We start from the raw sequence: 25,615 nt of genomic DNA on the forward strand, positions 1-25,615 counted from the left end.
AATTCAAGATATTTAATTTTCGTAACATCGTCATCCTACTTCCCCAAGCAGGAACATTTTTAAATCTATTATCTTTAATTTGAGATATTAAAAAATGAATGAGATAGAAAAAATCGAGGAGGAAGTCCCATGAGCGAATTCACTACTCTTGTGAAAAACAGAAGATCCGCAAACAAGTTTCTAACGGACGTAACGATAACACCTGCTGAGATCGATGAAATCATGTCGCTGGTCAAATTCGCACCATCAGCATTCAATTTGCAGCATGCCCATTATGTAGTTGTCATCGATCCAGAAGCCAAAGAGCGTGTATATGAAGCGGCATATAGACAATATAAGGTAAAGACCGCTTCGGCAGTTGTGCTTGTATTTGGTGATAAGGAAGCGTACCAAAGCGTAGAGCGCATTAATGAAGGCCTTCTTCATTTAGGAGTCATGGATCAACGTGAGTACGACCACAACAATTCTTCTGTCAGAGCAATGCACGAGGCTGGAGGAGAGCAGTTCAAGCGTGATGAAGCGATCCGCAATGCCAATTTGTCCGCAATGTTGTTCATGCTCGCTGCAAAGGATAAAGGCTGGGATACGTGCCCGATGATCGGATTCGACCCGGCAGCGGTGCAAAAGATAGCGAAGGTTCCGGACAGCTTTGTGCCAGCTTTGATGATCACGATTGGAAAAGAAGATACATCCAGCCAGCGTGTCAGAGGGTACCGCAAGCCAGTTGGAGAGTTCGTAAGCTACAACACATTCCAAGCAAGTAAATAATAAATTTGAGGAGGCAATTCAAAATGACACAGCAAACAGCAGGAATTCACCATATCACAGCTTTTGTAACAAGCGCCCAAAATAACGTTGATTTTTATGCAGGGTTTCTCGGATTGCGCTTGGTGAAAAAAACGATCAACTTCGATGCACCAGATGTATATCATCTATACTTCGGGAATGAGGTCGGTAGTCCAGGAACTGCGATCACCTTTTTCCCGTGGGAAACTGGTCGCCGTGGACGCGTTGGCGGTGGGCAGGTTGGCTATACGACTTTCTTGATTCCGGTGGGGGCGTTTTCCTTCTGGGAGGATCGACTGAAAAAATTCGGAATCGAGTACAGCCGCGTGGAGCGTTTTAATGAAACGTATCTGCAATTTACAGACAGAGACGGCTTACAGCTGGAGATCGTGGAACGTGAAGGCGGTCCAGCGAGCAAATGGTCCTTTGGCGGAGTGCCAGCTGACAAGGCGATCAAAGGCTTCGGCGGAGCGATCCTGTACAGCATGGCTCCAGCCCACACCATGGATGTTCTCGAGAGACTGATGGGACTGACCAGAGTCGGCGAAGAAAACGGCCTTGTCCGTTTCAAGGCTCACGGCGATTTGGGCAATGTCATTGACGTGAATGCCGAGCCGATACCAAGAGGAGCAGGCGGTGCAGGTACGATCCACCATATTGCATGGCGTGCCGTAGACGATCAGGATCACCAGCTATGGCAACAGCGTGCGGTTCAATCCGGTCTCCATCCGACGGATATTATCGACCGTCAATATTTCAACGCCATCTACTTCCGCGAGCCGGGCGAGATTTTGTTTGAGATTGCAACAGATCCTCCAGGCTTTGAACGAGATGAGCCATTTGAGGCATTGGGTGAAAAACTGATGCTCCCTGAGTGGTATGAGCCACGTCGTGCCCAGATTGAGCAAGGCTTGACGCCGATTACAGTCAGAGTGTTGGAGGAAGATAAATAATGAATTTGAAGCATATTTTTCGAAAAGGAACCGATCCAGAAGCACCAACTTTGTTGTTGCTTCATGGGACGGGGGGAGATGAGAACAACCTCTTGCCACTGGCTGATCGCATTTATCCAGGCGCTTCTGTTCTGAGCGTCCGTGGGAATGTTCTCGAAAACGGCATGCCGCGATTTTTCCGACGCTTGGCAGAGGGTGTTTTTGACGAAGAGGATTTGGTCTACCGCACGCAGGAGCTGCATGAGTTTTTGGATCAAGCGGCGGTTACGTATCAGATCGACCGAGACAATATCGTGGCAGTCGGCTATTCGAACGGGGCGAATATCGCAGGGAGTCTCCTGTTCCATTACCCGAATCCGCTAAAAGGGGCGATTCTTTTCCACCCAATGGTTCCACGCCGTGGGATCGCTCTGCCTGATATGTCAGCCATCCCTGTGTTCATCGGAGCGGGCACGAATGATCCGATCTGTACGGCACAAGAGACGGAGGAACTGAACCAACTACTGACAGAAGCAGGTGCTGACGTGACTGTGCATTGGGATTCGTATGGTCATCAGCTGACGGTGAAGGAAGTAGAGGCTTCGGCCGCGTGGTTTACTGAGAAGTTTCGCAAGTAATGATGAGTAACAAGAGCGGCGGACCTGAGTGTCTGCCGCTTTTTTGTGTGCGCAAACAGTTGTTTTTCCGGGAAAATAGTATGCTTCCCGCAGATTTAATCAAATGTGTAAGAGTCTTCAAGAGCCAGCGATATTCGTTCATCTCTTGTTCATATTGCTTCTTTACGATTGATCTGCGTAGATAGGCGCAAGCCAGTGACGATTTGCAGGAGGATCGACAAGTGAGTATCATTCAAATTAATGATAAAGCAAGAGAACTAGAGGGCGGAGTAGCAAGGGGGCCAGCTTGATGAAACTGACGATACTGATTGCAGATGACGACCCACATGTACGTGAGCTATTGCGATTTTACTTAGCAAAAGAAGGGTACAACGTCTTGGCTTGTGCGGATGGAGAAGAGGCTTCACAAATGCTGGAACAGGAATCCGTCCAGCTCGCCATCGTGGATGTGATGATGCCAGGCAAAAACGGTTGGGAGTTGTGCCGGGAGATCAGAGAATTTTACGACCTTCCTGTCATCCTGCTAACGGCAAAAGGAGAGGTGCGGGATAAGGAAAAAGGTTTTTTGGCGGGGACGGATGATTATTTGACCAAGCCATTTGAGCCTACCGAATTGCTATACCGCATCAAGGCCTTGCTGAGGCGCTATCAGATGGTCAGCAAACAAATCATCGTCTTAAACGATACCGTCATCGATCGGATCAGCCATGTCGTGAAGGTGAAAGATGAGTTGATTCATTTACCGTTAAAGGAATTTGAACTGCTTGCCCAGCTTGCCAGTTTTCCTGATCGGATTTTTACCCGGGATCAACTGTTGGAACTTGTGTGGGGCGGCGATACCGAGAGCGATAGTCGTACCATTGATGTGCATATTAAGCGGCTGCGAGAAAAGTTTACGGAGAAAACAAATGACTTTGTCATCTCTACCGTTCGCGGCTTAGGCTACAAGCTGGAGGTACGAGGCACGTGAAATCTCTTTACGTACGGGTCGTTCTGACCTTCGTCGCCATTGTACTGATCAGCGGCACACTGGGATTTTTGCTGGCAAATGAGTATTATCAACGAAATCTACGCGCTTATAATGAACAAAAAATCATGAGCATCGGACAGCAAATGATTGATTTGTATGAGCATAAATCGTCGCTCGACCTGCCCTCGTTTATGACTCATGTCGCCAATTTGAATTTTCAGCTGTATCTTGTAGATGAGAATGGTGCAGCAAGCCAGTTCGGAGCACCTTTTCGCGATCAGCAGATAGAGCCTGCCATTATTCAAAAAGTGTTGGCGGGTGAGACCTACAGAGGGATTACAGAAGAACAGCACGGCTTGTTTGTGACCGGATTTTTTGAAAACACGTTGACAAACAGTATTGGCTTGCCGCTTACAGCAGAAGGGAAAAAATACGCCCTGTTTGTACGGCCAAATATTGAGCAGCAGTTTGGCGAGGTGCACATTATGTTTGCTTTGCTGCTGGCAGCGATGTTTGTGCTGAGCTTGGTCCTGATCTTGATATTTACCCGTTATTTGGTGAAGCCGATCGAGAAGCTGAGCCATGCGACCAAAAAACTGGCGGAAGGCGAGTACGATATCCACTTGGACATCTCTCGGCGGGATGAAATCGGCGATTTGGCCATGCATTTTGCCAGAATGACAGAGTCTCTCAAACAACTGGACGAGATGCGCCAAGAGTTTGTCTCCAATGTCTCTCATGAAATCCAGTCTCCATTAACATCGATCCAAGGCTTTTCTCAAGCCATCCGCAGTGGTGGTGTGTCGAACGAACAGCGGGATACGTACTTGACTATCATCGAAGAGGAGAGCAGGCGGCTGTCTTCATTGAGCAAGCAGCTGTTGATGCTCGCTTCTCTGGACAAGGAGACAGGTCTGTACGAACCGACACGTTTTCGTCTGGATGAGCAGATCAGACAAGTCCTCTTGGTTTTGGAGCATCAGTGGCAACAAAAAAAGCTCGCGATGGAGCTGGCCTTACCGGAGACGGTCATCGTGGGTGACAAGCAGCTGCTCAATCAGGTATGGATGAATCTGATTGCCAATAGTATCAAATTCACCCCAAAAGATGGCTCTATTTTTATTATGATACAGAAGGATACGCGAATCGTCGTGACCATTCGGGATACGGGGATTGGCATGTCAGAAGAAGAGCAGGAGCATGTGTTTGACCGTTTTTACAAAGGAGACAAGTCACGCAATCGGGAAGCGACGGGAAGTGGTCTGGGTCTTTCTATCGTGCAAAAAATTTTGCAGGTCGCAAAAGGCAGCATTCACATTCAGAGCCGTATAGGCGAGGGGACAACGGTCACGGTCAGCCTAACGATGGGTGAACATCCTACTGCGCGAACGACAAAGGAATCATAACGAGGCAAAGCAAAGGAGTGATTTCCATGGATATCGGTATGCGTATACTCGCCGCAGTCATATCCCCTCTCTTTACCGGTCTGTATGCTGCGTTGATCATCTACCTTTATCGTGATCCAAGCGCGCCGTACGGGTTTGGAAAAGAGTATTTGCTGGGCGTACTCATAAGCATGGTAATGAACCTGATTGTCTTCGTATGGCTGTCGGTATTCGTGGACTGGCTAGTGAGTCGGTCACACTTGATCGGGTGGAAAAAATACGTTGTGCGTTTCGCGGGATATGCTGTCATCGGCTATGTACCTGTACTGTTTCAATGGCTAAAGAGTGTTGATCCGCATGCCGCATTGTTTTATCCGCAGGCAACGGTTTTAGTCTTCGCTTCGATCTGTTACTTTCTTATATTTGTGGGAATAGAGGCGATCAGGAAGCGGTTTACCCGGAAAAGCGAGGAGACCCGTTGTGGTTAATCAAATGTTTAAAATGCTGGAGTAACAAAAAAGCCCGAGCAATCAGGTAGCTCGGACAATGGTTTTCTGTTCTTTGGCGTGTTCAATCCCCGCAGATATGAGATGGCGTACATGGTCATCATCCAACGAGTAAAAAACGAGCTTTCCTTCTTTGCGGTACTTGGCCAGTCCCATGTTGCGAAGAAGCCGCAGATGGTGGGAGGTGTTAGCGATCGAGCTTCCGATGATAGCAGCCACATCACAGACACAGAGCTCGTCTTCCATCGAGAGGATGTGAATGATTTTGGCGCGGGTGTCATCGGCCAACGCCTTGAAGATTTTTGCTACCCCTTCTGATTCTGTGGCGAACGGCTTTAACCGATTTACTTTTTCCTCATCAAAACATTGGATTTCACAGATGTCATCCACTGTAACCATCACCTCATGCTCTACAATGTCCTACTATTATAGACATTCACAGAGAAAGTGAAAAGGAGAAACGACATTTTGATGGCAGTATAGTGTCCCTCCCTGTTTTCGTGTAAGATGAACATGATCCAAGAAATGGGGAGAGAAACCATGAGTGCGCAACCAAAGTGCCCGAAGTGCCGTTCTGCGAAAATCGATTTGACGGAATCGATCAATAAGCCATTATACATAACCATTTATGCAGCGGTTTTGGCAGTGCTTGCCTTGATCGGTATTTCGGTGAAAGGGACTCCTGTCATCTTTTTGTTCCTCGGACTATCAGGGGCCTTTATCCTGTTTGCCGTTCGTCTTGCCTTAGAAAAGCGCAAAGTAATCAAGTGCAGATGTCTGGACTGTGGGGAGCGTTGGCAGACTACCCCAACACCTGTAGAAGCCCGTTCCAAGTAACAAGACTCCTAGTAAAATAGGGGTCTTTTTCTTTATTGCCAGTCTGTAAAAAAATGGGCGAAATATTCAAATCAATTCTTGAACGAACCAGAAGGATAAGATAATATAATAATTAAATATTTGTTTGAATGTTTGTGGATTGATTTCATTCGAAGCTGGGCAAAATAGATGCTTGGAAAAAGGTGAAAACAGATGGCAGAAGAACGAAAAAAAGATGAGTGTTGCAGTGGGCATCAATGCGGCAGTGAGCATAAGCATGCTGGTAAAATTCTCACGGTTCTCGAGCCTGCGGCTGCGGCAACTGAAAGCGCAGGCATTCTTTCTTCACAGGCTGTTGTCTATCGCGTTATCGGTATGGATTGCAGTTCGTGCGCCAAATCGCTGGAAAAGCATATGCAGACGTTGCCTTCGGTAAAAGAGGTAAACGTGAACTTTTCCACGGGTAAAATGCAGCTCGTCGCGGATGGGCTAGGAGAAGATGCGGTGGTCAAGGAAGTCGCAAAGGCCGGATATAGTGCCATGCTACTTACGAGGCGCACGGCCAAAGCAGTTCCGAAAACGGATCAAGCAGGGACGACACTGACGGTGATTTCTGGTGTGTTGTTGGCTCTCGGTTTTCTCGGTTCCTTATCGTCTGGCATACCTCCGCTGGTCGTTACTATTCTCTATGCGTTGTCGATCATAAGCGGCGGCTACCGACCTGCACGCAGTGCTTTTTACGCGATGAAAAGCGGTTCACTGGATATGAACGTATTGATGTCTGTTGCGGCTGTTGGAGCCGCATTAATCGGTGAGTGGCTGGAGGGCGCAACGGTAGTCTGGCTCTTTTCCATCGGAAACCTGCTGCAGACCAAGTCGATTGAAAAAACGCGAGACTCCATACGCAATCTGATGGATTTGGCTCCGCCTGAAGCATGGGTCAAGGTGGGGGAGTCTCTTACTCGCAAACCGGTTGAAGACATCACTGTCGGTCAAATCATCGTAGTGAAGCCAGGAGAGAAAATCCCGCTGGATGGTGTCATTGTACATGGGACATCGAGCGTCAATCAGGCCCCGATTACAGGTGAATCGATTCCCGTAGATAAGCTGGTCGGCGACAGTGTTTTTGCAGGGAGTGTTAACGAAAGTGGCGCAGTGGAGATCAAGGTAACAAAGCTGGTGGAAGATACAGCGATTGCCAGAATCATTCATCTCGTGGAGGAAGCGCAGGAGAAAAAAGCGCCTACTCAAGCGTTCGTCGACAAATTCGCTGCGATCTACACGCCAATCGTGCTCGTGCTTGCTTTGTTCGTGATCGTATTCCCGCCATTACTCGGACTCGGTACCTGGGGAGAATGGTTTTACAGAGGGCTTGAGCTGCTGGTCGTTGCTTGCCCGTGCGCACTGGTCATTTCTACGCCAGTTGCGATTGTGTCCGCGATTGGAAATGCCGCGAGAAACGGCGTCCTGATCAAGGGCGGTACGTTTTTGGAAAAGGCAGGAGCGATTACCGCAATTGCTTTCGATAAAACGGGCACATTGACGGAAGGAAAACCACAGGTTGCAGCGGTTATCGAGATGGAGGGAAGCGAGGATGACGTAGTGTCGATCGCCAGAACGATTGAAGAGCGTTCTTCCCATCCGATTGCACTAGCGATTCTCACCTATGCGAAACAAAAGCAGATTGCTTCCCAGAGTGGGCAAGATTTCAAGGCGATCGTCGGAAAAGGGGCGAGCGCTGTCATCGGAACCGAAACATTTTATGCAGGAAAGCCCGCCCTGTTTCAAGAGCTGGGAGTCGATCTGTCGGCATGGCAAACGAAAATCGAGTCGTTGCAGAGTGAGGGACATACACTGGTGGTTATCGGTACCGCAACGAAATTGATCGGGATGATTGCCGTTGCCGATACCATTCGTGAGATTACGGTTAGTGCCATTGGCAAGCTTAAGGCCGCAGGAATCGAAGACATCGTGATGCTGACCGGTGACAATACGGGTACGGCGAAAAAAGTAGCGAGTCAGACAGGCGTCAATCGCTATTTTGCAGAGCTGTTGCCACAAGATAAGGTAGAAGCGGTCAAGCGACTACAGCAAGAAGGCAAGGTCGTCGCCATGGTGGGTGACGGGATCAATGATGCGCCTGCTCTTGCATCAGCTGACTTGGGTATTGCGATGGGTGGAGCAGGTACTGATACGGCAATGGAAACCGCGGATATCGTACTGATGGCTGACAATCTCGAAAAGCTGCCGCACACGATGAAGATCAGCAGAAAAGCACTCACGATTATCAAGCAAAACATCTGGTTTTCGATCATCGTGAAGCTGGTTGCACTCGTGCTGATATTCCCAGGCTATCTAACCTTGTGGCTGGCAGTGCTCAGTGACACGGGAGCTGCCTTGCTGGTCATCTTAAACAGCATGAGACTCTTGCGTATGAAAGGCTAAATAAAAAAGGGGAGATGAGCTGTCGAAGCTCTCTCCCTTTTCTTTTGCATAGGTTTACACCAAGACGCCGCCGCCGTATCTTTCGAATTCTTTCTGGGTGCAAGCGACAAAGTGACCGCGCTCCACTTCACGCAAGACGCGTTCTTCCCCTTGATCTCGCAAATATTCCTGATCATCGAAAACGATGCGCTTACGGTTGCGCTCATAATCCGGGTCTGGCAACGGAATTGCCGAGAGCAACGATTTGGTGTACGGATGAATCGGATTCTCGTACAGGCGATTACTTTCTGCCAGCTCCACGATACGTCCGCGGTACATAACACCAATGCGGTCACTGATGTATTTAACCATGGACAGGTCATGGGCGATGAACAGATAGGTCAGGCCTTTTTCTTTTTGCAGGCGTTTGAGCAGGTTAATGACCTGCGCCTGAATGGACACGTCGAGGGCAGAGATCGGTTCATCGGCAATGATGAACTCCGGATCAACAGCCAATGCCCGTGCAATCCCGATCCGTTGGCGCTGTCCGCCACTAAACTCATGTGGGTAACGGTTTGCGTGCTCGCGGTTGAGGCCGACGGTTTCCAACAGCTCGTGTACCTTGGCGATGCGTGCTTCCTTGTTCGCTAGGCGATGAATGTCCAGACCTTCCGCAATAATATCAGATACAGTCAGGCGTGGATTCAACGATGAGTACGGGTCTTGGAAAATCATCTGGATTTTGCGGTTGAGCCATTTCTTTTCTTCGAGTGTTTTCTTCCCGTGTACACTTTGTCCATTGAACAAAACCTCTCCGCCAGTTGCATCGTACAGGCGAAGGATAGTGCGTCCTGTGGTCGATTTACCGCAACCGGATTCACCCACAAGGCCGAAAATTTCCCCTTTGTAGATGTCGAAGGTGATACCATCTACCGCTTTCAGCGTATGACCATTCCCGAGGTCAAAATGCTGTTTCAAATCTTTGACTTCAACCAGCTTCTCGCGATTCTCGTAGTTGAACGTTTTTTTCGTGCTTACAGGAGCTTCAGTCGCCTCATCAGAATTGACTTTTCGTCTCACAGCCGAAGCAGGCGGTTTGATGTCAGGTGCCATTTCATGCAAGAGCCATGTTGCTGCATAGTGCGTATCGGAGATTTTGAACATCGGCGGTTCATATTCCAGATCGACCTTCAACGCAAATGGATTACGAGCCGCGAAAGCATCACCTACAGGTGGTTTAAACATGTCAGGTGGCGATCCAGGAATGGACATCAGCTCGTCATCGCTGGAATCGAGACTAGGCATGGAACCTAATAGACCCCATGTATACGGATGTTTAGGATCGTAGAAAATTTCGTCGACTTTACCAATTTCCACAATTTTTCCTGCATACATAACCGCGACACGGTCTGCCATGTTCGCAACTACACCGAGGTCATGCGTAATAAAGATGATCGAGGTACCCATCTTCTTTTGCAGTTCCTTCAGCAACTCCAAAATCTGCGCCTGAATCGATACGTCAAGAGCAGTTGTCGGCTCATCGGCGATGATAATTTTTGGATTGCAGGCCAGTGCGATGGCAATGACAATCCGTTGGCGCATCCCACCAGAAAACTGATGCGGATACTGATCGACACGTTCTTTGGCAAATGGAATCCCTACCATTTCCAACAGTTCAATAGCACGGCTGCGGGCGTCTGCACGGTTCAGCTTTTGGTGCTTGATGAAGCTCTCCATGATTTGGTTCCCGATTGTCATCGTCGGATTCAAGGAAGTCATCGGGTCTTGGAAGATCATTGAGATATCGCGACCACGAACATCCTGCATTTCTTTTTCAGAAAGCGTAACCAAATCTCTTCCTTCAAAAAGAACTTGTCCTTTTGGAATGCGTCCAGGAGGAGAAGGAATGAGGCGCATAAGTGCTTGGGAAGTGACAGATTTACCGGAACCAGATTCACCAACAATCGCCAGCGTTTCTCCTTTTTCCAGATCGAAGGAGACGCCACGTACTGCCTTGACTTCACCTGCATACGTATCGAATGACACATGCAAATCTTTTACTTCTAAAACTTTTCCCATATAATCATCCCTTTCGAGCATGCTTTGTCGTGATTAACCCTCCATGTATATCCAACGCTCTCTCTAATAGAGGTAGTTCAAAAAGTCGACTTTTTGAATACGCACTAGTATAAATTTTTGCGAAAATGAAAATCATTATCACTATTATACTATATTCATTAACCGTTGTTAAAAAAATTTTTTCTGCGTTGCATACTCATGCAGAATCGGTATTTTTAGCGTTACCAATTGATAGCCCAGTCATACTATGCATCAAAGCAGCAGAATACTGGCTTATAGGGAGGGTAACGCTTGTGAACAAGCTCAATGGGCCCAAGGAAATCGCACTCACTTTTGATGATGGACCAGATCAGTTGTGGACCCCTCGTGTGTTAGACATATTCGCTCACTATCAGGTAAAGGCCACTTTCTTCTGTGTGGGGCAAATGGTGACGTACAACCCGAAAACACTGGAGCGAATCGTAAAGGAAGGACACATTGTTGGAAACCATAGCTGGGATCACCCCGACTTTACGAAAATCCCTCTCTTGGCTGTTCATGAGCAGGTAGAACGTACCTCAGATCAGATCGAAAAGGTAGTAGGTGTGAGACCTCGGATGGTTCGGCCGCCATATGGAGCAGTGAATGAGGAGGTCATCCAGTTGCTTGCGGCGAGCGACTACGAAATGATTTTGTGGGATATAGATAGTTGGGATTGGAAAGGTCTCACCGGTCCACAGGTCGCAAGAAACATCTTGGGACATGTCACACCAGGCGCAGTCGTGCTTCAACATTCCGCTGGCGGTACGAAAGACACGCTAAAGGGGAGCGTGGACGCCTTGCCCTATATTATTGAGGTGTTAAGTGAGCAGAAATATATCTTCTCAACCGTCTCCGCCATGTTTCATCTGGCAGCTTATCGTGAAAGAACCGATCCTGTCGAGAAAAGGCGAAGGGGCAGATAGAGGAAATGGATTGAAATCTGTGGTAATTAGTAGAATCAGAAGATTTCTTTCAGGGGAGCGAATCAGAAAATGTCCAAAGCCGATAATATGCTCTCCATTTTGTGGCTGTTGAAGACCGGCAAGCGAATGACAGCCAAGCAATTGGCAGAGATTCTCGAGATTAACATTCGAACCGTTTATCGCTATATCGACTCACTGTGTGCGAGCGGTGTACCGATCATTTCTGATGCCGGACACAATGGTGGCTACAGTTTACTTCAGCATTTTAATGAGGCTCCGTTGTTTTTTGACCTCAACGAACAAAAAGCCCTGATTCATGCAGCCGCTTTTGCCCAAGAGGCCGGTTATCCATTTGGAGCAGATTTACACCGAGCCATTTCCAAGCTAAAACGTTACACAAATGAAGAGCAGCGTGACGCGATTGACCGACATAGTATCGGCTTCGAGGTGATCCAGCCTCCTGTTGATCCTTCTCTCGAATCTACCCTACAGGAACTGGAGCTGTCTGTTGCCAATGGGTACACCCTTTCGATCGAGTATCAGAAAGCCTACCAGACAACGAGACAGATGCGTGATATCGATCCATACGGGCTCGTTTATTGGAAGGGAAACTGGTATATCGTTGCCTATTGCCATCTCCGTACTACCATTCGCAGTTTTCGTGCAGATCGTGTTCATGAGATCCAACGTACAGAAGGCAGCTTCCAACGCCCTCCTGAATTTTCTGCGCGCCATTTTTTTCTCTCGAATTTACTGCCGGAAGCAGACAAGCAGGGCAGCACCATTTTGATCAAAATCAAAGGAAGGTCACAGTCACTCGCTGATTTGTGTAGGCATTGGTATCTCGGACATACTGTGATTGAGCGTAGCGAGGCACAGGTGATTTTTCAAGTAGATGAGCAAATGGCCCATTCGATCCTTCCTCATTATCTGTTGCCATACGGAAAATCCATTCAAGTGGAAGAGCCAGCCTTTGTAAAAGAGCGATTGGCTGCCATCGCTGCCGATTTATTTCTTTTTTATCAGTCGACATGATATCACTGACCATTTTTGTCAGCAGAGTTGATTTATATTGAAAGCAAAGAAGAGATGGACAAAGGGAATGGGGGCAGATTGATTATGAAGCATGAAGCATTGCGTTTGTACGAATATCATGTATGGGCAAACGAAAAGGTATTCAAGCGGTTGCAAGAGGTACCAGAGGGAGTAAGTGAGCAGGAGGTTCCCAGCGTGTTTCCGACCATCACCCAGACGTTGGCTCACATTCTCAAAACGGATTATGTTTGGTTGTTGGCCATGAAGGGGGAGAGCTACGAAGAGGTAGGACCAAAAGTGGGGGTTCTCTTGCAGGAATTAAAAGGGAAAAACGTACACGAGCTGCGAAAACTGTTTGCCGAATCAGCCCAGCAGTTCAGAGACTTCTTCGAGCAAATCTCGATGGAGGACACCGCGCCTTATACGCACCCGGCATTAGGCACGGTTCATGCTCGTTATGCAGATATCGTCCAGCATGTCGCCAATCACGGAACCTATCACCGAGGCAATATCTCCGCCATGCTTAGACAAATGGGTCACGCGGGAGCTTCCTCCGATTACATTTTTTATCTGTTCGAGACTTCCGCGGTAGAACAATAGGTTTTTTCTTTCATGCAAAAAGCGAAACACGTCTTTAGGCGTCCACCTCTGAGATACTTCCAGATTGGACCACTTTGGACACGGTTTCGCTTTTTGAATTTCCAGAGGTCTGCACAGCGCTTTGATGATTGTTTGCTCGTCGATTACATATTCCTGGTAGGAAGCAAGCGTCACTTTTGATATACTTTCTCTATCGGTGATAATGAGAATTATTATCAATATTTACATAGAGGATTGGGCAGAGGTGAGAACATGAACGAAACACAAGCCTTGGTTCAACAATTCACAGAGAAGACCATGGCAGAAGCCATTTTTAAGCTGCGTGACATTACATGGCTCAAAGCAAAAGGATATGACCGACTACGCCAACAATTCACTCATTCGCATATTTTGTTGGTCGTAACCGGGGGACGAGGGCGCCTGCGTCTGGAGAACGAGGAGTACCAATTGCGGCAGGATGCGATTTACGTGTGTCCCCCTATGCTTACGTTTGGCATCGTCCCTGATTCGGCTGATCATTTGGAGATGTACATGCTTCGTTTTGATGTCTTTATGGAAACGCGAGACAGACATCGACGCTTCCAAGCCCTTCGGGAAAAGGATCTGTTTCCTTTTCGGGGAGAGATCTCTGTCCAATCGGCAGGGCAGCTGCCTGTCTATTGTGATCTGATCCAGAATCTATGGAAGCAGGAGACGGCGCTCGAGCGTTTTCGAGGCCAACATACTTTTCAAGAGCTATGGTACTACATCGTCAAGCATGCTCACTTCTCGGCCACAGATTCTGGAATGGCGCTGGAGCAGGCACGCGCACATATAGAAGAGCATTACTCGGAAAATGTCACGATTGAACAGCTGGCTCGAATCGCAGAGGTGAGTCCAAAATATTTCGTCGATCTGTTCAAAAAAACGTATGGCATTTCAGCTATGGACTACTTGGCAGAGCTTCGTATTAGCCGGGCGAAGCAGATGATGGTGCAGTCGCATGCCAAGCTGCGCGATATCGCTCATCAAGTGGGCTACAACGACGAGTTTTACTTTAGTCGAAAATTCAAGAAAGCTGTCGGTGTTTCACCCACTCTCTATATGAAAAGCCGCCAACGAAAAATTGCGGCGTACGGCTCGACCATCATCGGGCATTTACTGGCTTTGAAAATGATTCCTTACGCGGCGCCACTGCACCCGAAATGGACGGCTTACTATCATCACAGCTATCGAAACGATATCCCGGTACATCTGAGCGCGTTTCGAATTAATCAGAATTGGAAAACCAATATTGAAATGCTTCGCGATGCCAAGCCGGATGTCATCATTGGCTTGAACGAGACGAGCTTGCAGGAACAGGAGCAACTGAACGAAATTGCGCCCACCTTGTATGTTCCCTTTGAAGAGCGGGGATGGAAAGAACAACTTCAGCTCATGGCGGACTTCTTGGGTGAGTCCGTGGAAGCCAGTCATTGGCTTTGCGAGTATGAGAAAAAGGTGAAGCGGGCTCGGACAAAGCTTCAACAGGTTCTGGGCGATGAAACCGTGCTTATCGTGCGGGTTTTGAAAAACCAGCTCTATGTCCACTGCAATCGCAGTATGAACGAAGTGTTTTATCAGGATCTGCAAGTCAAACCTGCTTTTGTCTCGAAGCAGAAGGAGTACGACCAGCTTGTGACCGCACAGGAATTGGCTGCGCTCGCGCCAGATCGCTTGCTGTTGCTGGTTTGCCAAGAGGCTGAAACGCTGGCATGCTTCCAAGCCTTGAAAGCATCGGGACCATGGCAAGAGATCGAAGCCGTCCGCAACAATCGGGCGCATGTCATTACGTCAGACCCTTGGCGAGAATACTCGGCAACGGCTCATGAACGGATCGTGGAAGAGAGTGTGAGATTGTTTTCAGGAGATCGTCCATGTTGATTCTGGATTTCGTCCATGGTCGGGCAAGAGTGGATGCTTTATAATCACGAATGATAATCGTTATCACTTATGCAGAGTGAAACATTACATTTCTGAGAGGGGTCTTTCAAGAATGAAAAAGATATACCTAGGCTTGAGCATTGCAGCGCTGACATTGGCTCTGACAGCGTGCGGCGGAGGAAAAGAAGCAGCGAATAACACGACCGCACCTACTACAGCACCTGCGACAACAGCTACAGCAGAAAAGCCGGCGGATGAAGCGAATAAAGCAGAGACCCGCACGATCAAATATTTGGATAAAGAATATACTGTTCCTAGCAAAACAGAGCGGATCGCCATTGTAGGCAGCATGGAGTCTATGGAAGATTCGCTGGTACTGAACGTGAAACCGGTAGGAGCGATTTCTGTAGGCGGTAAATTCCCGGAGATGTTTGCACCGATTACGGGCGAAGCCACATCCATTGGAGAAAAAATCCAACCGAACCTGGAAACTATCCTGTCCTTGAAGCCTGATGTCATTCTGGGAAGCAGTAAATTCCCGCCTGAGATGGCTGAGAAATTGAACAAAATTGCGCCTACCTTCCCTGTGTCCCACATTTCGACCAACTGGGAAGCGAACCTACAATTGCTGGGGGAGTTGACTGGCAAACAAGCTGAGGCAGAAAAAGCGCTCAATGAATACAAATCAGGGATTGAAGCGGCGAAAGCAAAATTGGGCGACGGCATAAAGGATAAAAAAGTACTCGTCATCCGTCTGCGCCAAGGAAACATCAACATCTATCCAGAGAAAGTGTTCTTCAACCCAGCTCTGTACGCAGACCTTGGTTTGACTGCACCTGAAGAAGTAAAAGCAGCGAAGGCACAAGAAATCATCTCCATGGAGAAGTTCACCCAAATCAACCCGGACTACCTGTTCATCCAGTTCTCTCCAGATGAGAATAAAGACAAGCCAAACGCATTGGAAGATTTGCAGAACAACCCGATTTGGAAGAGCGTGAATGCAGTGAAAAACGGCAATGTTTACGTAAACGTGGTTGATCCTCTCGCACAAGGCGGTACTGCTTGGAGCAAAGCACAATTCCTGAAGGCGGCTGTAGAAAAATTGTCTGCCAAGTAAAAGTGGGCGAGGGTAAGCTATGCAATCCAAAAAAGCAACTTCCATGATCATACTAGCTGTTTCGCCAGTGGTGATCTTGCTTACAATCTTGCTCTCCGTTCATTACGGGGCCAAGCCGATTGATGCGGGGACGATTTATCAAGCTTTCTCTGCCTTTGATGAAGGGAATGTCGATCATCAAATTGTCATGCACTCTCGCTTGCCGAGAGTCTTGGGCGCACTCATGATCGGAGCGTTCTTAGCGATATCGGGAGCGTTGATGCAGGGGATGACGAGGAATTACCTCGCGTCCCCCTCTATTATGGGTGTGTCTGACGGCTCGGTCTTTGCTGTTACGCTATGCATGGTTTTCATTCCATCCGCTACGAGTGTCACGATGATTACCATGTCCTTGATCGGTTCGGCGCTTGCGGTTGCGATGGTACTCGCTTTTTCCCGACTATTGCCGAACGGCTTGACGCCAGTAGGGATGGCGGTCATCGGTACGATTACGGGTACCTTTCTGAGCAGTATTTCAGCCGCGATTTCTACTTATTTTCAAGTCTCGCAAAATGTCAGCTTTTGGTACAATGCAAGGCTGCATCTCTTGGAGCCTGAATTAGTAAAGCTGGCGGTTCCTTTTGCTATCGTCGGTATTGTCATAGCACTTCTTTTGTCCAAATCGATTACGATCTTGTCCTTGGGCGACGAAGTATCTCGCGGTCTCGGACAGAGAACGGTGATGGTCAAAGTGCTGGCAACGGCCGCTGTTGTCATTCTGACAGGCATTTCCGTAGCGTTGGCAGGAAAAATCGCCTTTGTCGGGCTGATCATTCCACATATTACCCGCTTTTTGGTAGGTCTCGATTATCGATGGATCATTCCATGTGCAGGATTACTGGGCGGCATTTTCCTGGCTTTGTCTGACGTTCTCAGCCGATTTATGAACAGTCCGTTTGAGACCCCAATCGGTGTGGTAACGGCCTTTATTGGCGTTCCGTTCTTCCTCTATTTGATTTACAAGAGAGGAGGGGGAAAGCATGCCTGATCGAAAAGCTAGATTTCGTTTGCTGTTACTCGTCAATATCGCCTTGATTTTGCTGGCGATTTATATCAGCCTGACCAACGGTGTATTTGACATGACGGTGATGGATGTCATCCGAACGTTATTGCGTATGGATCCTGTAGCGGAATTTGATTTGGTTATTTTCGATTTTCGCCTGCCGCGGATCGTTATTGCGGCATCGGTTGGTTTTGGCTTAGGGGTTGCTGGTACCGTCATTCAGGGGATCACCCGTAACGGGCTGGCTGATCCGGGGATTTTGGGCATTAATGCTGGGGCAGGAGCCGCTATTGTCGCCTTTATGTTTTTCTTCGGTGGACAATTTATGGAGGCGAGCTGGTATTCCATCATGGCCATGCCTTTGTTCGGTTTGACAGGCGGATTGCTTGCGGCTGGACTGATTTACCTCTTTGCCTGGCGTAACGGAGCGCTTGATCCACAACGGCTGATTCTGGTGGGGATCGCCATTGGTTCCGGATTAGGTGCTGTATCGCTGTATCTCTCGTTAAAAATGAATCCAAACGATTTTGAAATGGCAACCGTGTGGCTCTCAGGCAGTATTTGGAGTGCCAACTGGACGCATATTGCGGGGATGCTGCCATGGCTAGTCATACTCATTCCTATTTTGATGCGCAAGGTGCATATTCTCGATTTGCTTCAACTGAGCGAGGAGTCCGTCAAAAATCTGGGTGTGTCTGTGGAAAAGGAGCGCAATATTCTCCTGCTGTCGAGTATCGGGATCGTGAGCGCGTGTGTCTCGGTTTCCGGGGGCATTGGATTCGTTGGCTTGATGGCACCGCATATTGCGAAGCGTTTGACGGGAATCCAGCATAGGTATGCTCTTCCCTTGGCTGGAACAATCGGGATGCTCATGGTCGTGGCAGCTGACTTTATCGCCAAAACTGTATTCAAACCCATTGAACTGCCTGTGGGTATCGTCATTTCGATCATCGGTGTACCGTATTTCTTCTATTTACTGAGTAGAAGAAAAAAATAAAGAGGGGACGTGCAAATTGTGAAGGGACAATTGCTTGCAGACGTATGCCATCACCGAGCATTGCTCGTATATTTGCCGCCATCCTACGACAAGAGTACGTCCCGTTTTCCCGTTGTGTATGTCCATGATGGCGGTGACTTGTTTGATCCTGCGTTTAGTACTGCCCTCGATGTAATCGAAGATAAGTTTGCAGAGGGGAAAATTCCTGAGCTGATTCTCGTCGGCATCCAACCAGGAAATCGCAGGGATGACTATACGCCCTGGTTTTCCAAAGCGATCTCGCCTGAGCGCAACATTGATTTTGGCGGGCAAGGAGATGCGTATCTTTCTTACGTTGCTAATGAATGTAAGGCGTATATCGACAGCAAATACAGGACAGACCCTAGGCCCGAAAAAACAGGGATTATCGGATTTTCGCTGGGTGGCTTGATCTCGATGTACGCTGCGCACCAATACCCGGATGTTTTCACGAAAATCGGCAGCATCTCGGGATCGTATTGGTATGAGGGCATGGTTCCGTTTATGCGGGAAAAGAAGATGTACCAACCCGGGCTGCGCATCTACATGGATGTTGGCAGTAAGGAAGGTGCTAAAAAACAAAACATCCAGAAACAAATGGTCCCGCTGACAAAAAAAGCCCATCAGATATTGGCTGATAGCGGCTTCACAGCAGATCAGCTCGTCCTGTTCATGGACGAAGGAGCGGATCATTTGAGCAAATGTGCAAACGCCAGATTTCCTGGGGCGTTGCAATGGCTCTGGAATGAGAAGGAGGAGACAGAATTGGAACTGACCAAATTGATTAGAGAGCGTCGCTCAATTCATCGCTTTACAGATCGGGAGGTAGACCCTGCGCTGGTTACAGAACTGATGGATACAGCCGTGTGGGCGCCGAATTATCACATGACACAACCGTGGCGCTTTATTGTGTCGTACGGGGAAGGCAAGAAAAGAATCGCCGAGGCCGTGCGAATCATGAAGGAGAAGCGGGAGATTGATCCGTCGAAAAAGAAAGAAGTCGGCGAGAAGTTTTACAATAAAATTATGGCGATTCCGATGCTGATGACGGTCATTATGGAAGAAAGTCCGAACCTGATTACGCGTCAGGACGATTTCGCTTCGACTAGCATTGTCATTCATAACTTTAGTTTGCTGGCGTGGGAAAAAGGCATCGGTCTGACATGGGAGACGTACCCGTGGATTCACGAGCCGGAATTCCGTGAAGCGATGGGCATTCGACCAGGTGAAAAGGTGCTGGGGAACCTGCATATCGGTTATCCAGCCGCGATCCCTAACGCACAGCCACGCATTCCAGCAGCAGAGCGCATCACACTTGTAGACAAGGCATAGGACAAGATCAAGTGAATTTTTCTTGTCACAAGATTACTTTTTGTGGTACCCTTGGGTCATTCTACAAGAAAGGGTGACCATTAAGCCGATGATCTGCTAACTCCTATTTCCACAAAACCAATCGGATAAATCGATGCGTTTTTGGATAGGGGTAGTATGTGCATATTGGCGAATAGATGGTAGATCCTTTTTAGACTCACCAAAGGGTTTCTATGTCTTTTTGACGATAATATGCGTAGCCTCCTGTCCAGATCGCAATGGATAAGGAGGCTTTTTTATGTCAAATGTTTTGAAAAATCGTTATGTCAGGGCTATTTTGTTATCAGCAGTTCTGTTGCAAATCGGAGTATGGGTGCGCAACATGGCGATTCTGCTCTATGTGATGGATCATACAGGAGGCGATCCGTTTGCTGTCTCCATGATTTCTGTGGCAGAGTATGCGCCAATCTTTCTGTTTTCCTTTCTTGCTGGTACGTTTGCCGATCGCTGGCAACCGAGAAAAACGATGGTCTGGTGTGAGGTGCTCAGTGCTCTATCGGTTGTCGGAGTGCTGCTTACCTTTGTTTTCGGCTCGTGGAAGGCCATCTTTTTTGCCACACTCATTTCAGCCATTCTCTCTCAGTTTTCTCAACCGTCCGGAATGAAGCTGTTTAAGCTGCATGTACCTAGTGAACAGCTTCAGGTAGGAATGTCGGCGTACCAGACTATTTTCGCGATCTTCATGGTATTTGGTCCGATTGTCGGTACGTTTGTGTTCCAGCAATGGGGGATGGAGGTTGCTATGGTCATCACGGCAGTTGCGTTCCTCGCAGCAGCGGGTGTCCTGTATTTGTTGCCGCCAGACCGTGTCGAGAAAGAAGAGCAGCAAGAAACGGCACTGCTTGGGGAGATGGTCAGCGGGATTCGTTATGTGTTCTCCAGTCGTGTATTGTCAATGCTTGGCTTTTGCTTTTTGGCTGTGGGCTTCTCATTGGGAATGATCCAGCCGCTTGGGATTTTTATCGTGACCGAACAACTGCAATTGCCAAAAGAAAGCCTGCAATGGTTAATTACCGCCCAAGGTGTGGGGATGATTGCCGGAGGGGCCATGACGATGGCAGCTGCCAAAACGATTCCGCCGCAAAAGCTATTGGTTATGGGACTTCTTGGGAATGCGGTCGCAGTAGCGATTTGCGGGATGTCCACGAATCTGTGGCTGACGCTTGTTGCCCAGTTCATTGCGGGATTGCTCTTGCCCTCCATTCAAATCGGGATCAACACCATGCTGCTTAAAAACACAGAGAGTACCTTTATTGGTCGGGTGAATGGAATACTGACCCCGTTGTTTACAGGCTCCATGGTCGTCATGATGAGTATTACGGGAGTATTGAAGCTGTATCTTCCGCTCGCAGTCATATACGGGATCGCTGCATTCCTGATGATCATTGGTCTCAGCTTTATTTTGCCGCTTTATCGTATGAGAGAAGGAAACGTGGTGCAAAGTACAGAACAGACTGGTACATGATCGTTTGGAAGCAAAGGGAGGCTTTGGACCAGATGGTGCACGAACAGATTTCCTCTATAGAAGGTTTGAAGATGGTAGCTGCTGTTCGCGAGCTGGCGATGCGGTTGCCAGAGGTAACAGAGCAGGTAGACGCTTTTGGACATACATCGTTTCGGGTAAACGACAAGCCGTTTGTCATTTTGGGAGAGGGGGGCACTGAAGGCCCCTCCTTTTCTGTGAAGGTGCTAAAGACGACCCAAGAGATTTTGCTTGCACAGGAGCATTTTTACAAGACACCGTACATCGGTCATCACGGCTGGGTTTCGATCCTGGACAAAAACGTGACGGGCTATGGTGAAATTGAAGATTACATACGGGAAGGCTATATGTGCGCGGCTCCCAAGCGATTGGTCAAGCAACTACAACACCTCCCCTGATCGTTCCTGTATAATTTTTACACAACCGCATTCAGACAAAGGGGGAGCCGGTTTTGGATTGGAATCTCCAGCAGATGAGCAAATTGCTTGAGGTCGTTTTTGAAAATGCCCATGAACCGATGATCGTAACGGACAAGGACGGAAAAATACTCTTATTGAATCGGAGTTATCGGGAGTTTTTAAATGTACAGGACGTGATTGGACAACCAGTGACGGATGTCATCGAAAACACGCGGATGCATATTGTCGGTCAGGCTGGCGTTGCCGAGATCGCCGACATTCAGCAAATAAAAGGACAGAACATGATTGCGCATCGCATCCCGATCATGGACGAAGGAAAAGTGATTGCGGTTCTGGGAACGGTGCTGTTCCAAGATGTGCAGGAGCTCACTGCCTTGGCAGCGATGGTTGCTCAGCTGAAGGATGAATTGACCTATTATAAGAAAGAGCTGCGGCGGCGGATGGGGGCTACCTATCACTTTGACCAAATCGTTGGGTACAGCCAGAAGCTGCAGGAGCTTAAAAAGTTTTCTCAGAAAGTTGCGAAAAGCGATTCGACTGTGCTCATCACGGGCGAAAGCGGGACGGGAAAGGAGCTGTTTGCCCACGCCATTCATGCCGAGAGCAAGCGCAAAATGGGCCCTTTCATTCGGGTGAATTGTGCCGCTATTCCGGATTCTCTGCTGGAATCAGAGCTGTTTGGGTACGAAGAAGGTGCGTTTACCGGAGCTGTTCGCCGCGGAAAAAAAGGAAAGTTCGAGCTGGCCACTCACGGAACCATTTTGTTGGATGAGATCGGGGACATGCCGTTGCCGCTGCAAGCCAAGCTACTGCGTGTGTTGCAGGAAAAAGAAGTCGAGCGAGTAGGTGCTGTACGTACGACGCCAATCGATGTGCGGGTGATCGCTTCCACGAATTCGGATATGCTTCAAAGCATCAAGGAAGGAAAGTTTCGGGCGGACCTCTATTATCGATTGAATGTCGTGTCACTCTCGATTCCTCCGTTGCGTGAGCGTCTGGAGGATTTGCCGGAGCTGGTTTCGAATCTGCTCAAACAGCTTGGCGAGTCCACTGGTGTTGCGGTCAGGGCCATTGATGAAGAGGTATGGCACGTACTTCGTGGCTACTCCTGGCCAGGCAATGTACGGGAGTTGAAAAACGTGCTGGAACGAGCCCTGCATCTAATGGAAGACGATATCTTGAAAAAGGAGCATATTTGGCTGCCTGTATCTGACGAAGGGACGCACGAATCCTTGGCGGTTCCAACTCATGCCGTTCGACCATTGAAACAAGTCTTGGAAGAGGCTGAGCAGGAAGCGCTTCGTCAAGCGATGCAGCAAGCAGGGGGGAACAAGCTTAACGCCGCCAAGCTGTTGCAAATCAGCAAGTCCAGCTTTTACGAAAAGTGGGAGAAGTACCAGTAGCACGAGGCGTGTATAAGTCGGGGATGTGGCGTTGAGCCAAGTTCGCGGCTTTTTTCATCTGAAGCAATAGCGTTTTGGTAGATTCCGGTTTTCTGGAATAGAGCAAGATGACCTCCGGCAAAAACCCAATAGCCTTCTTTGAGCAGATTCCCTAAAAAGTGGGCGGATTTTTGCTAGATTCCATAAAACCGGACAAATAATTCCGGAATTCCGGAAAAGTTGCAAGCGCTATCATCCGTACGCTAACAGTCCAGGCACGATGAAGGGGTATGGTTGAACGATTTTTTTGGAATCGGTCGGTGTTGGCATGGTCCGTGCAATTGAATTGAGTTTGAAAGCGTTTCCTCAGTGAATCCACACAATTTCCTCTGTAAAGCGGAGGAGAAAATTGAAAGGAGAATTCTATGATCATCGAAGTGCTATCCATCTTGGTTTCGCTCGGTCTGCTGATGTTTTTTGCGTATCGGGGCTATCCTGTTATCGTATTTGCCCCTATATTTACGCTGCTGGCCGTTGTCCTTTCCGGGATCTCTCTGCTGCCGAGCTACACCGAAACCTTCATGACGAATGCAGCAAACTATGTGAAATCATTCTTCCCTATTTTCTTACTGGGTGCTATTTTCGGGAAAGTCATGGAGTTGAGCGGTGCCGCCTCATCCATTGCCCACACGATTGTGAGAGCGCTTGGCTCCAATCGAGCGATCTTGGCTGTCGTTCTGGCATGTTCGATTTTGACGTATGGTGGAGTTTCCCTGTTCGTTGTGGCATTTGCTGTGTATCCGTTTGCCGCTGCGATTTTCCGTGAAGCCAATATTCCGAAGCGTCTCATTCCAGGAACAATTGCGCTCGGGGCTTTTACGTATACGATGGACGCCCTGCCAGGTACACCACAAATTCAAAACATCATTCCTACGACTTATTTCGGCACGGATGCCTATGCTGCACCTGTTGTTGGAACGATTGGCGCCATTCTGGTTTTCATTGGCGGGATGCTATGGCTGGAGCGCAGACGCAAGCAAGCTGTCGCTGCTGGAGAAGGCTACGGCGAGGGACATACGAATGAACCAGAGTTGATTAAAAATGAATCCTACATGAATATCTGGGTCGCGATTCTCCCGTTGGCGTTGGTACTCGTGGGTAACTATATGTTTAGTAGAGGGATTTGGACAGTAGAGACGTGGTACGATCCAGCGATGCTCAAAGAATCATTTAAGATTGAGAAAGTGAAAAACGTCGTATCCTCTTGGTCACTGATTATTTCGCTCTGTCTTGGAATCATTGCCGCTCTTTTAATCAATGTGAAGCAAGTCAAAAACAAGCTGGCGAGTGGCTTGACTGCTGCCGCGATGGGCTCTCTCTTGGCGATCTTCAATACTGCTTCCGAAGTTGGATTCGGAAACGTTGTGAAAACATTGCCGGGCTTCAAGCTCATCCAAGGCTGGATTATGGGAGCAAGTGACCATCCGTTGGTTTCTGAGGCACTGGCTGTAAACGTACTGGCAGGTGTGACCGGTTCAGCGTCGGGCGGTATGTCGATCGCGCTGGAGGTTATGGGCAAGCAATATCTGGAGATGGCGAGTGCTGCGGGAATTAGCCCTGAGTTGCTGCACCGTATTGCCTCGATGTCTTCCGGTGGTATGGACACATTGCCGCACAACGGGGCGGTCATTACACTGCTCGCGATTACTGGTTTGACTCATCGTCAATCGTACAAAGACATCTTCGCGATTACGGTTTTGAAAACAGCTGTCGTATTCATTCTGGCATTTGCCGTGTCTATTTTCTAATTTTCATCAAAGATCAGCGATTTTATAGACAGAGATAATGAGGATCAGGAGAGGAGATAGTAGGGTATGGAAAAGTTGTTGGAGCAACAGGTAGCAGTAGTAACAGGGGCTGCAAGCGGTATTGGATTGGAGATTGCCCGGACGTTTGCCGAGGAAGGGGCGAGGGTCGTCATACTGGACTTGAATGGGGAAGCAGCGGAAGAAGCAGCAGCCCAATTGCAGAAGGAAGGCCACGAAGCAATCAGCTTTGGTTGTAATGTTACCGACGAGGTACAAATGCAGGCGTGCATCCAGCAGACAGTCCAAATTTTTGGCAGACTCGATATCCTAGTGAATAATGCCGGATTGCAGTTTGTCTCTCCTATAGAAGAGTTTCCGACTGCAAAATTTGAACAGATGCTCAGTATTATGCTGACAGCGCCTTTTGTTGCGATTAAGCACGTGTTCCCCATTATGAAGCAACAAGGCCATGGCCGAATCATCAATATGGCATCGATCAACGGCTTGATTGGCTTTGCAGGGAAGGCAGCTTACAACAGTGCCAAGCACGGAGTCATCGGGCTCACCAAGGTTGCAGCCTTGGAAGGAGCAGCGGCTGGTATTACGGTAAATGCTATTTGTCCGGGGTATGTCGATACGCCGCTGGTACAAAACCAATTAGCGGATTTGGCTAAGACAAGAAATGTGCCGTTGGAAAAGGTGATGGAAGAAGTCATCTACCCGCTGGTGCCGCAGAAGAGACTGCTGCAAGTAAAGGAAGTAGCGAACTACGCTGCCTTTTTGGCTAGCAAGAAAGCATCAGGTGTTACGGGCCAGGCTGTTGTCATTGATGGCGGGTATACAGCGCAGTAAGCCTGTTAAAGTCCCTATTTTTATAGGGGCAGACTGAAGAGAAACCCCCTTTTGGGGATTTCTTTTTGGTATTGTTCCAGCACGAAGTGCTGAAAAAAAGGATAGCCTG

Annotated in this window: 23 protein-coding genes; 21 read left to right on the forward strand and 2 right to left on the reverse strand. The window is 48.4% G+C overall.

The window, feature by feature from the left end:
- The first annotated feature begins 129 nt into the window (after positions 1-129).
- The 6 genes from HPY31_RS27205 to HPY31_RS27230 all read left to right on the forward strand — a co-directional run bounded on the left by HPY31_RS27205 (position 130) and on the right by HPY31_RS27230 (position 5,199).
- Positions 130-768, forward strand: a complete 639-nt coding sequence (locus HPY31_RS27205) for a nitroreductase family protein (protein WP_172143137.1) — start codon at positions 130-132, stop codon at positions 766-768.
- A 23-nt stretch (positions 769-791) separates the two neighbouring features.
- Positions 792-1,739 carry a ring-cleaving dioxygenase gene (locus tag HPY31_RS27210; RefSeq protein WP_172143138.1) on the forward strand — a complete coding sequence of 316 codons (948 nt, stop codon included), beginning with the start codon at positions 792-794 and terminating at the stop codon, positions 1,737-1,739.
- Positions 1,739-2,356, forward strand: a complete 618-nt coding sequence (locus HPY31_RS27215) for an alpha/beta hydrolase (protein ID WP_172143139.1) — start codon at positions 1,739-1,741, stop codon at positions 2,354-2,356. Before HPY31_RS27210 ends, HPY31_RS27215 begins: the two co-directional genes overlap by 1 nt.
- Positions 2,357-2,645: 289 nt before the next feature.
- Positions 2,646-3,326 carry a response regulator transcription factor gene (locus HPY31_RS27220; RefSeq protein WP_172143140.1) on the forward strand — a complete coding sequence of 227 codons (681 nt, stop codon included), beginning with the start codon at positions 2,646-2,648 and terminating at the stop codon, positions 3,324-3,326.
- A complete protein-coding gene (locus HPY31_RS27225; protein ID WP_172143141.1) occupies positions 3,323-4,732 on the forward strand; it encodes a sensor histidine kinase in 1,410 nt (469 codons plus the stop codon). Before HPY31_RS27220 ends, HPY31_RS27225 begins: the two co-directional genes overlap by 4 nt.
- 26 nt (positions 4,733-4,758) lie before the next feature.
- Complete coding sequence (locus tag HPY31_RS27230; protein WP_172143142.1) at positions 4,759-5,199, forward strand: hypothetical protein; 441 nt, start codon at positions 4,759-4,761, stop codon at positions 5,197-5,199.
- A gap of 42 nt (positions 5,200-5,241) precedes the next feature.
- On the opposite strand, the gene HPY31_RS27235 is transcribed toward HPY31_RS27230, so the two are convergent.
- On the reverse strand, positions 5,242-5,616 hold the full coding sequence (locus HPY31_RS27235; protein WP_035290894.1) for an ArsR/SmtB family transcription factor: 375 nt from the start codon (positions 5,614-5,616) through the stop codon (positions 5,242-5,244).
- Between the two features lie 141 nt (positions 5,617-5,757).
- Here HPY31_RS27235 and HPY31_RS27240 point away from each other — a divergent pair, with 141 nt between their 5' ends.
- A complete protein-coding gene (locus tag HPY31_RS27240) occupies positions 5,758-6,054 on the forward strand; it encodes a hypothetical protein (RefSeq protein ID WP_172143143.1) in 297 nt (98 codons plus the stop codon).
- A 192-nt stretch (positions 6,055-6,246) separates the two neighbouring features.
- Entirely contained in the window at positions 6,247-8,478 is a 2,232-nt protein-coding gene (locus tag HPY31_RS27245) for a heavy metal translocating P-type ATPase (RefSeq protein WP_172143144.1), read from the forward strand.
- Positions 8,479-8,532: 54 nt separating this feature from the next.
- Here HPY31_RS27245 and HPY31_RS29085 read toward each other — a convergent pair whose 3' ends face one another.
- Positions 8,533-10,536, reverse strand: coding sequence for an ABC transporter ATP-binding protein (locus tag HPY31_RS29085; RefSeq protein WP_012684087.1), 2,004 nt, complete (start codon positions 10,534-10,536; stop codon positions 8,533-8,535).
- 293 nt (positions 10,537-10,829) lie between these two features.
- Here HPY31_RS29085 and HPY31_RS27255 point away from each other — a divergent pair, with 293 nt between their 5' ends.
- From HPY31_RS27255 to HPY31_RS27315, 13 genes are all read left to right on the forward strand, one after another.
- Positions 10,830-11,480 (forward strand): polysaccharide deacetylase family protein, encoded by a 651-nt coding sequence (locus HPY31_RS27255; RefSeq protein ID WP_371811813.1) that lies wholly within the window; start codon positions 10,830-10,832, stop codon positions 11,478-11,480.
- Positions 11,481-11,549: 69 nt separating this feature from the next.
- Positions 11,550-12,515 carry a helix-turn-helix transcriptional regulator gene (locus HPY31_RS27260; protein WP_172143146.1) on the forward strand — a complete coding sequence of 322 codons (966 nt, stop codon included), beginning with the start codon at positions 11,550-11,552 and terminating at the stop codon, positions 12,513-12,515.
- A 27-nt stretch (positions 12,516-12,542) separates the two neighbouring features.
- Positions 12,543-13,115, forward strand: coding sequence for a DinB family protein (locus HPY31_RS27265; RefSeq protein ID WP_253901966.1), 573 nt, complete (start codon positions 12,543-12,545; stop codon positions 13,113-13,115).
- Positions 13,116-13,367: 252 nt separating this feature from the next.
- Entirely contained in the window at positions 13,368-15,017 is a 1,650-nt protein-coding gene (locus HPY31_RS27270; protein ID WP_172143147.1) for an AraC family transcriptional regulator, read from the forward strand.
- A 112-nt stretch (positions 15,018-15,129) separates the two neighbouring features.
- Positions 15,130-16,134, forward strand: a complete 1,005-nt coding sequence (locus tag HPY31_RS27275; RefSeq protein ID WP_172143148.1) for an iron-hydroxamate ABC transporter substrate-binding protein — start codon at positions 15,130-15,132, stop codon at positions 16,132-16,134.
- A gap of 19 nt (positions 16,135-16,153) precedes the next feature.
- Positions 16,154-17,161 carry a FecCD family ABC transporter permease gene (locus HPY31_RS27280; protein ID WP_172143149.1) on the forward strand — a complete coding sequence of 336 codons (1,008 nt, stop codon included), beginning with the start codon at positions 16,154-16,156 and terminating at the stop codon, positions 17,159-17,161.
- A complete protein-coding gene (locus HPY31_RS27285) occupies positions 17,154-18,173 on the forward strand; it encodes a FecCD family ABC transporter permease (protein ID WP_172143150.1) in 1,020 nt (339 codons plus the stop codon). Before HPY31_RS27280 ends, HPY31_RS27285 begins: the two co-directional genes overlap by 8 nt.
- 9 nt (positions 18,174-18,182) lie before the next feature.
- Entirely contained in the window at positions 18,183-19,523 is a 1,341-nt protein-coding gene (locus HPY31_RS27290) for an alpha/beta hydrolase-fold protein (RefSeq protein WP_172143151.1), read from the forward strand.
- 277 nt (positions 19,524-19,800) lie between these two features.
- The gene (locus tag HPY31_RS27295) at positions 19,801-21,027 is read left to right on the forward strand and encodes an MFS transporter (protein ID WP_172143152.1); all 1,227 of its coding nucleotides are present in this window, start codon (positions 19,801-19,803) and stop codon (positions 21,025-21,027) included.
- 32 nt (positions 21,028-21,059) lie between these two features.
- Complete coding sequence (locus HPY31_RS27300) at positions 21,060-21,443, forward strand: MmcQ/YjbR family DNA-binding protein (protein ID WP_172143161.1); 384 nt, start codon at positions 21,060-21,062, stop codon at positions 21,441-21,443.
- A gap of 53 nt (positions 21,444-21,496) precedes the next feature.
- Positions 21,497-22,867 carry a sigma-54 interaction domain-containing protein gene (locus tag HPY31_RS27305; RefSeq protein WP_172143153.1) on the forward strand — a complete coding sequence of 457 codons (1,371 nt, stop codon included), beginning with the start codon at positions 21,497-21,499 and terminating at the stop codon, positions 22,865-22,867.
- Between the two features lie 404 nt (positions 22,868-23,271).
- Positions 23,272-24,654: a GntP family permease gene (locus HPY31_RS27310; RefSeq protein ID WP_172143154.1), complete on the forward strand. Its 1,383-nt coding sequence runs from the start codon at positions 23,272-23,274 to the stop codon at positions 24,652-24,654.
- A gap of 66 nt (positions 24,655-24,720) precedes the next feature.
- The gene (locus HPY31_RS27315) at positions 24,721-25,506 is read left to right on the forward strand and encodes a 3-hydroxybutyrate dehydrogenase (RefSeq protein WP_172143155.1); all 786 of its coding nucleotides are present in this window, start codon (positions 24,721-24,723) and stop codon (positions 25,504-25,506) included.
- Positions 25,507-25,615: the final 109 nt, after the last annotated feature.

This window comes from Brevibacillus sp. HB1.3, assembly GCF_013186635.1.
Taxonomy (GTDB): domain Bacteria; phylum Bacillota; class Bacilli; order Brevibacillales; family Brevibacillaceae; genus Brevibacillus; species Brevibacillus brevis_D.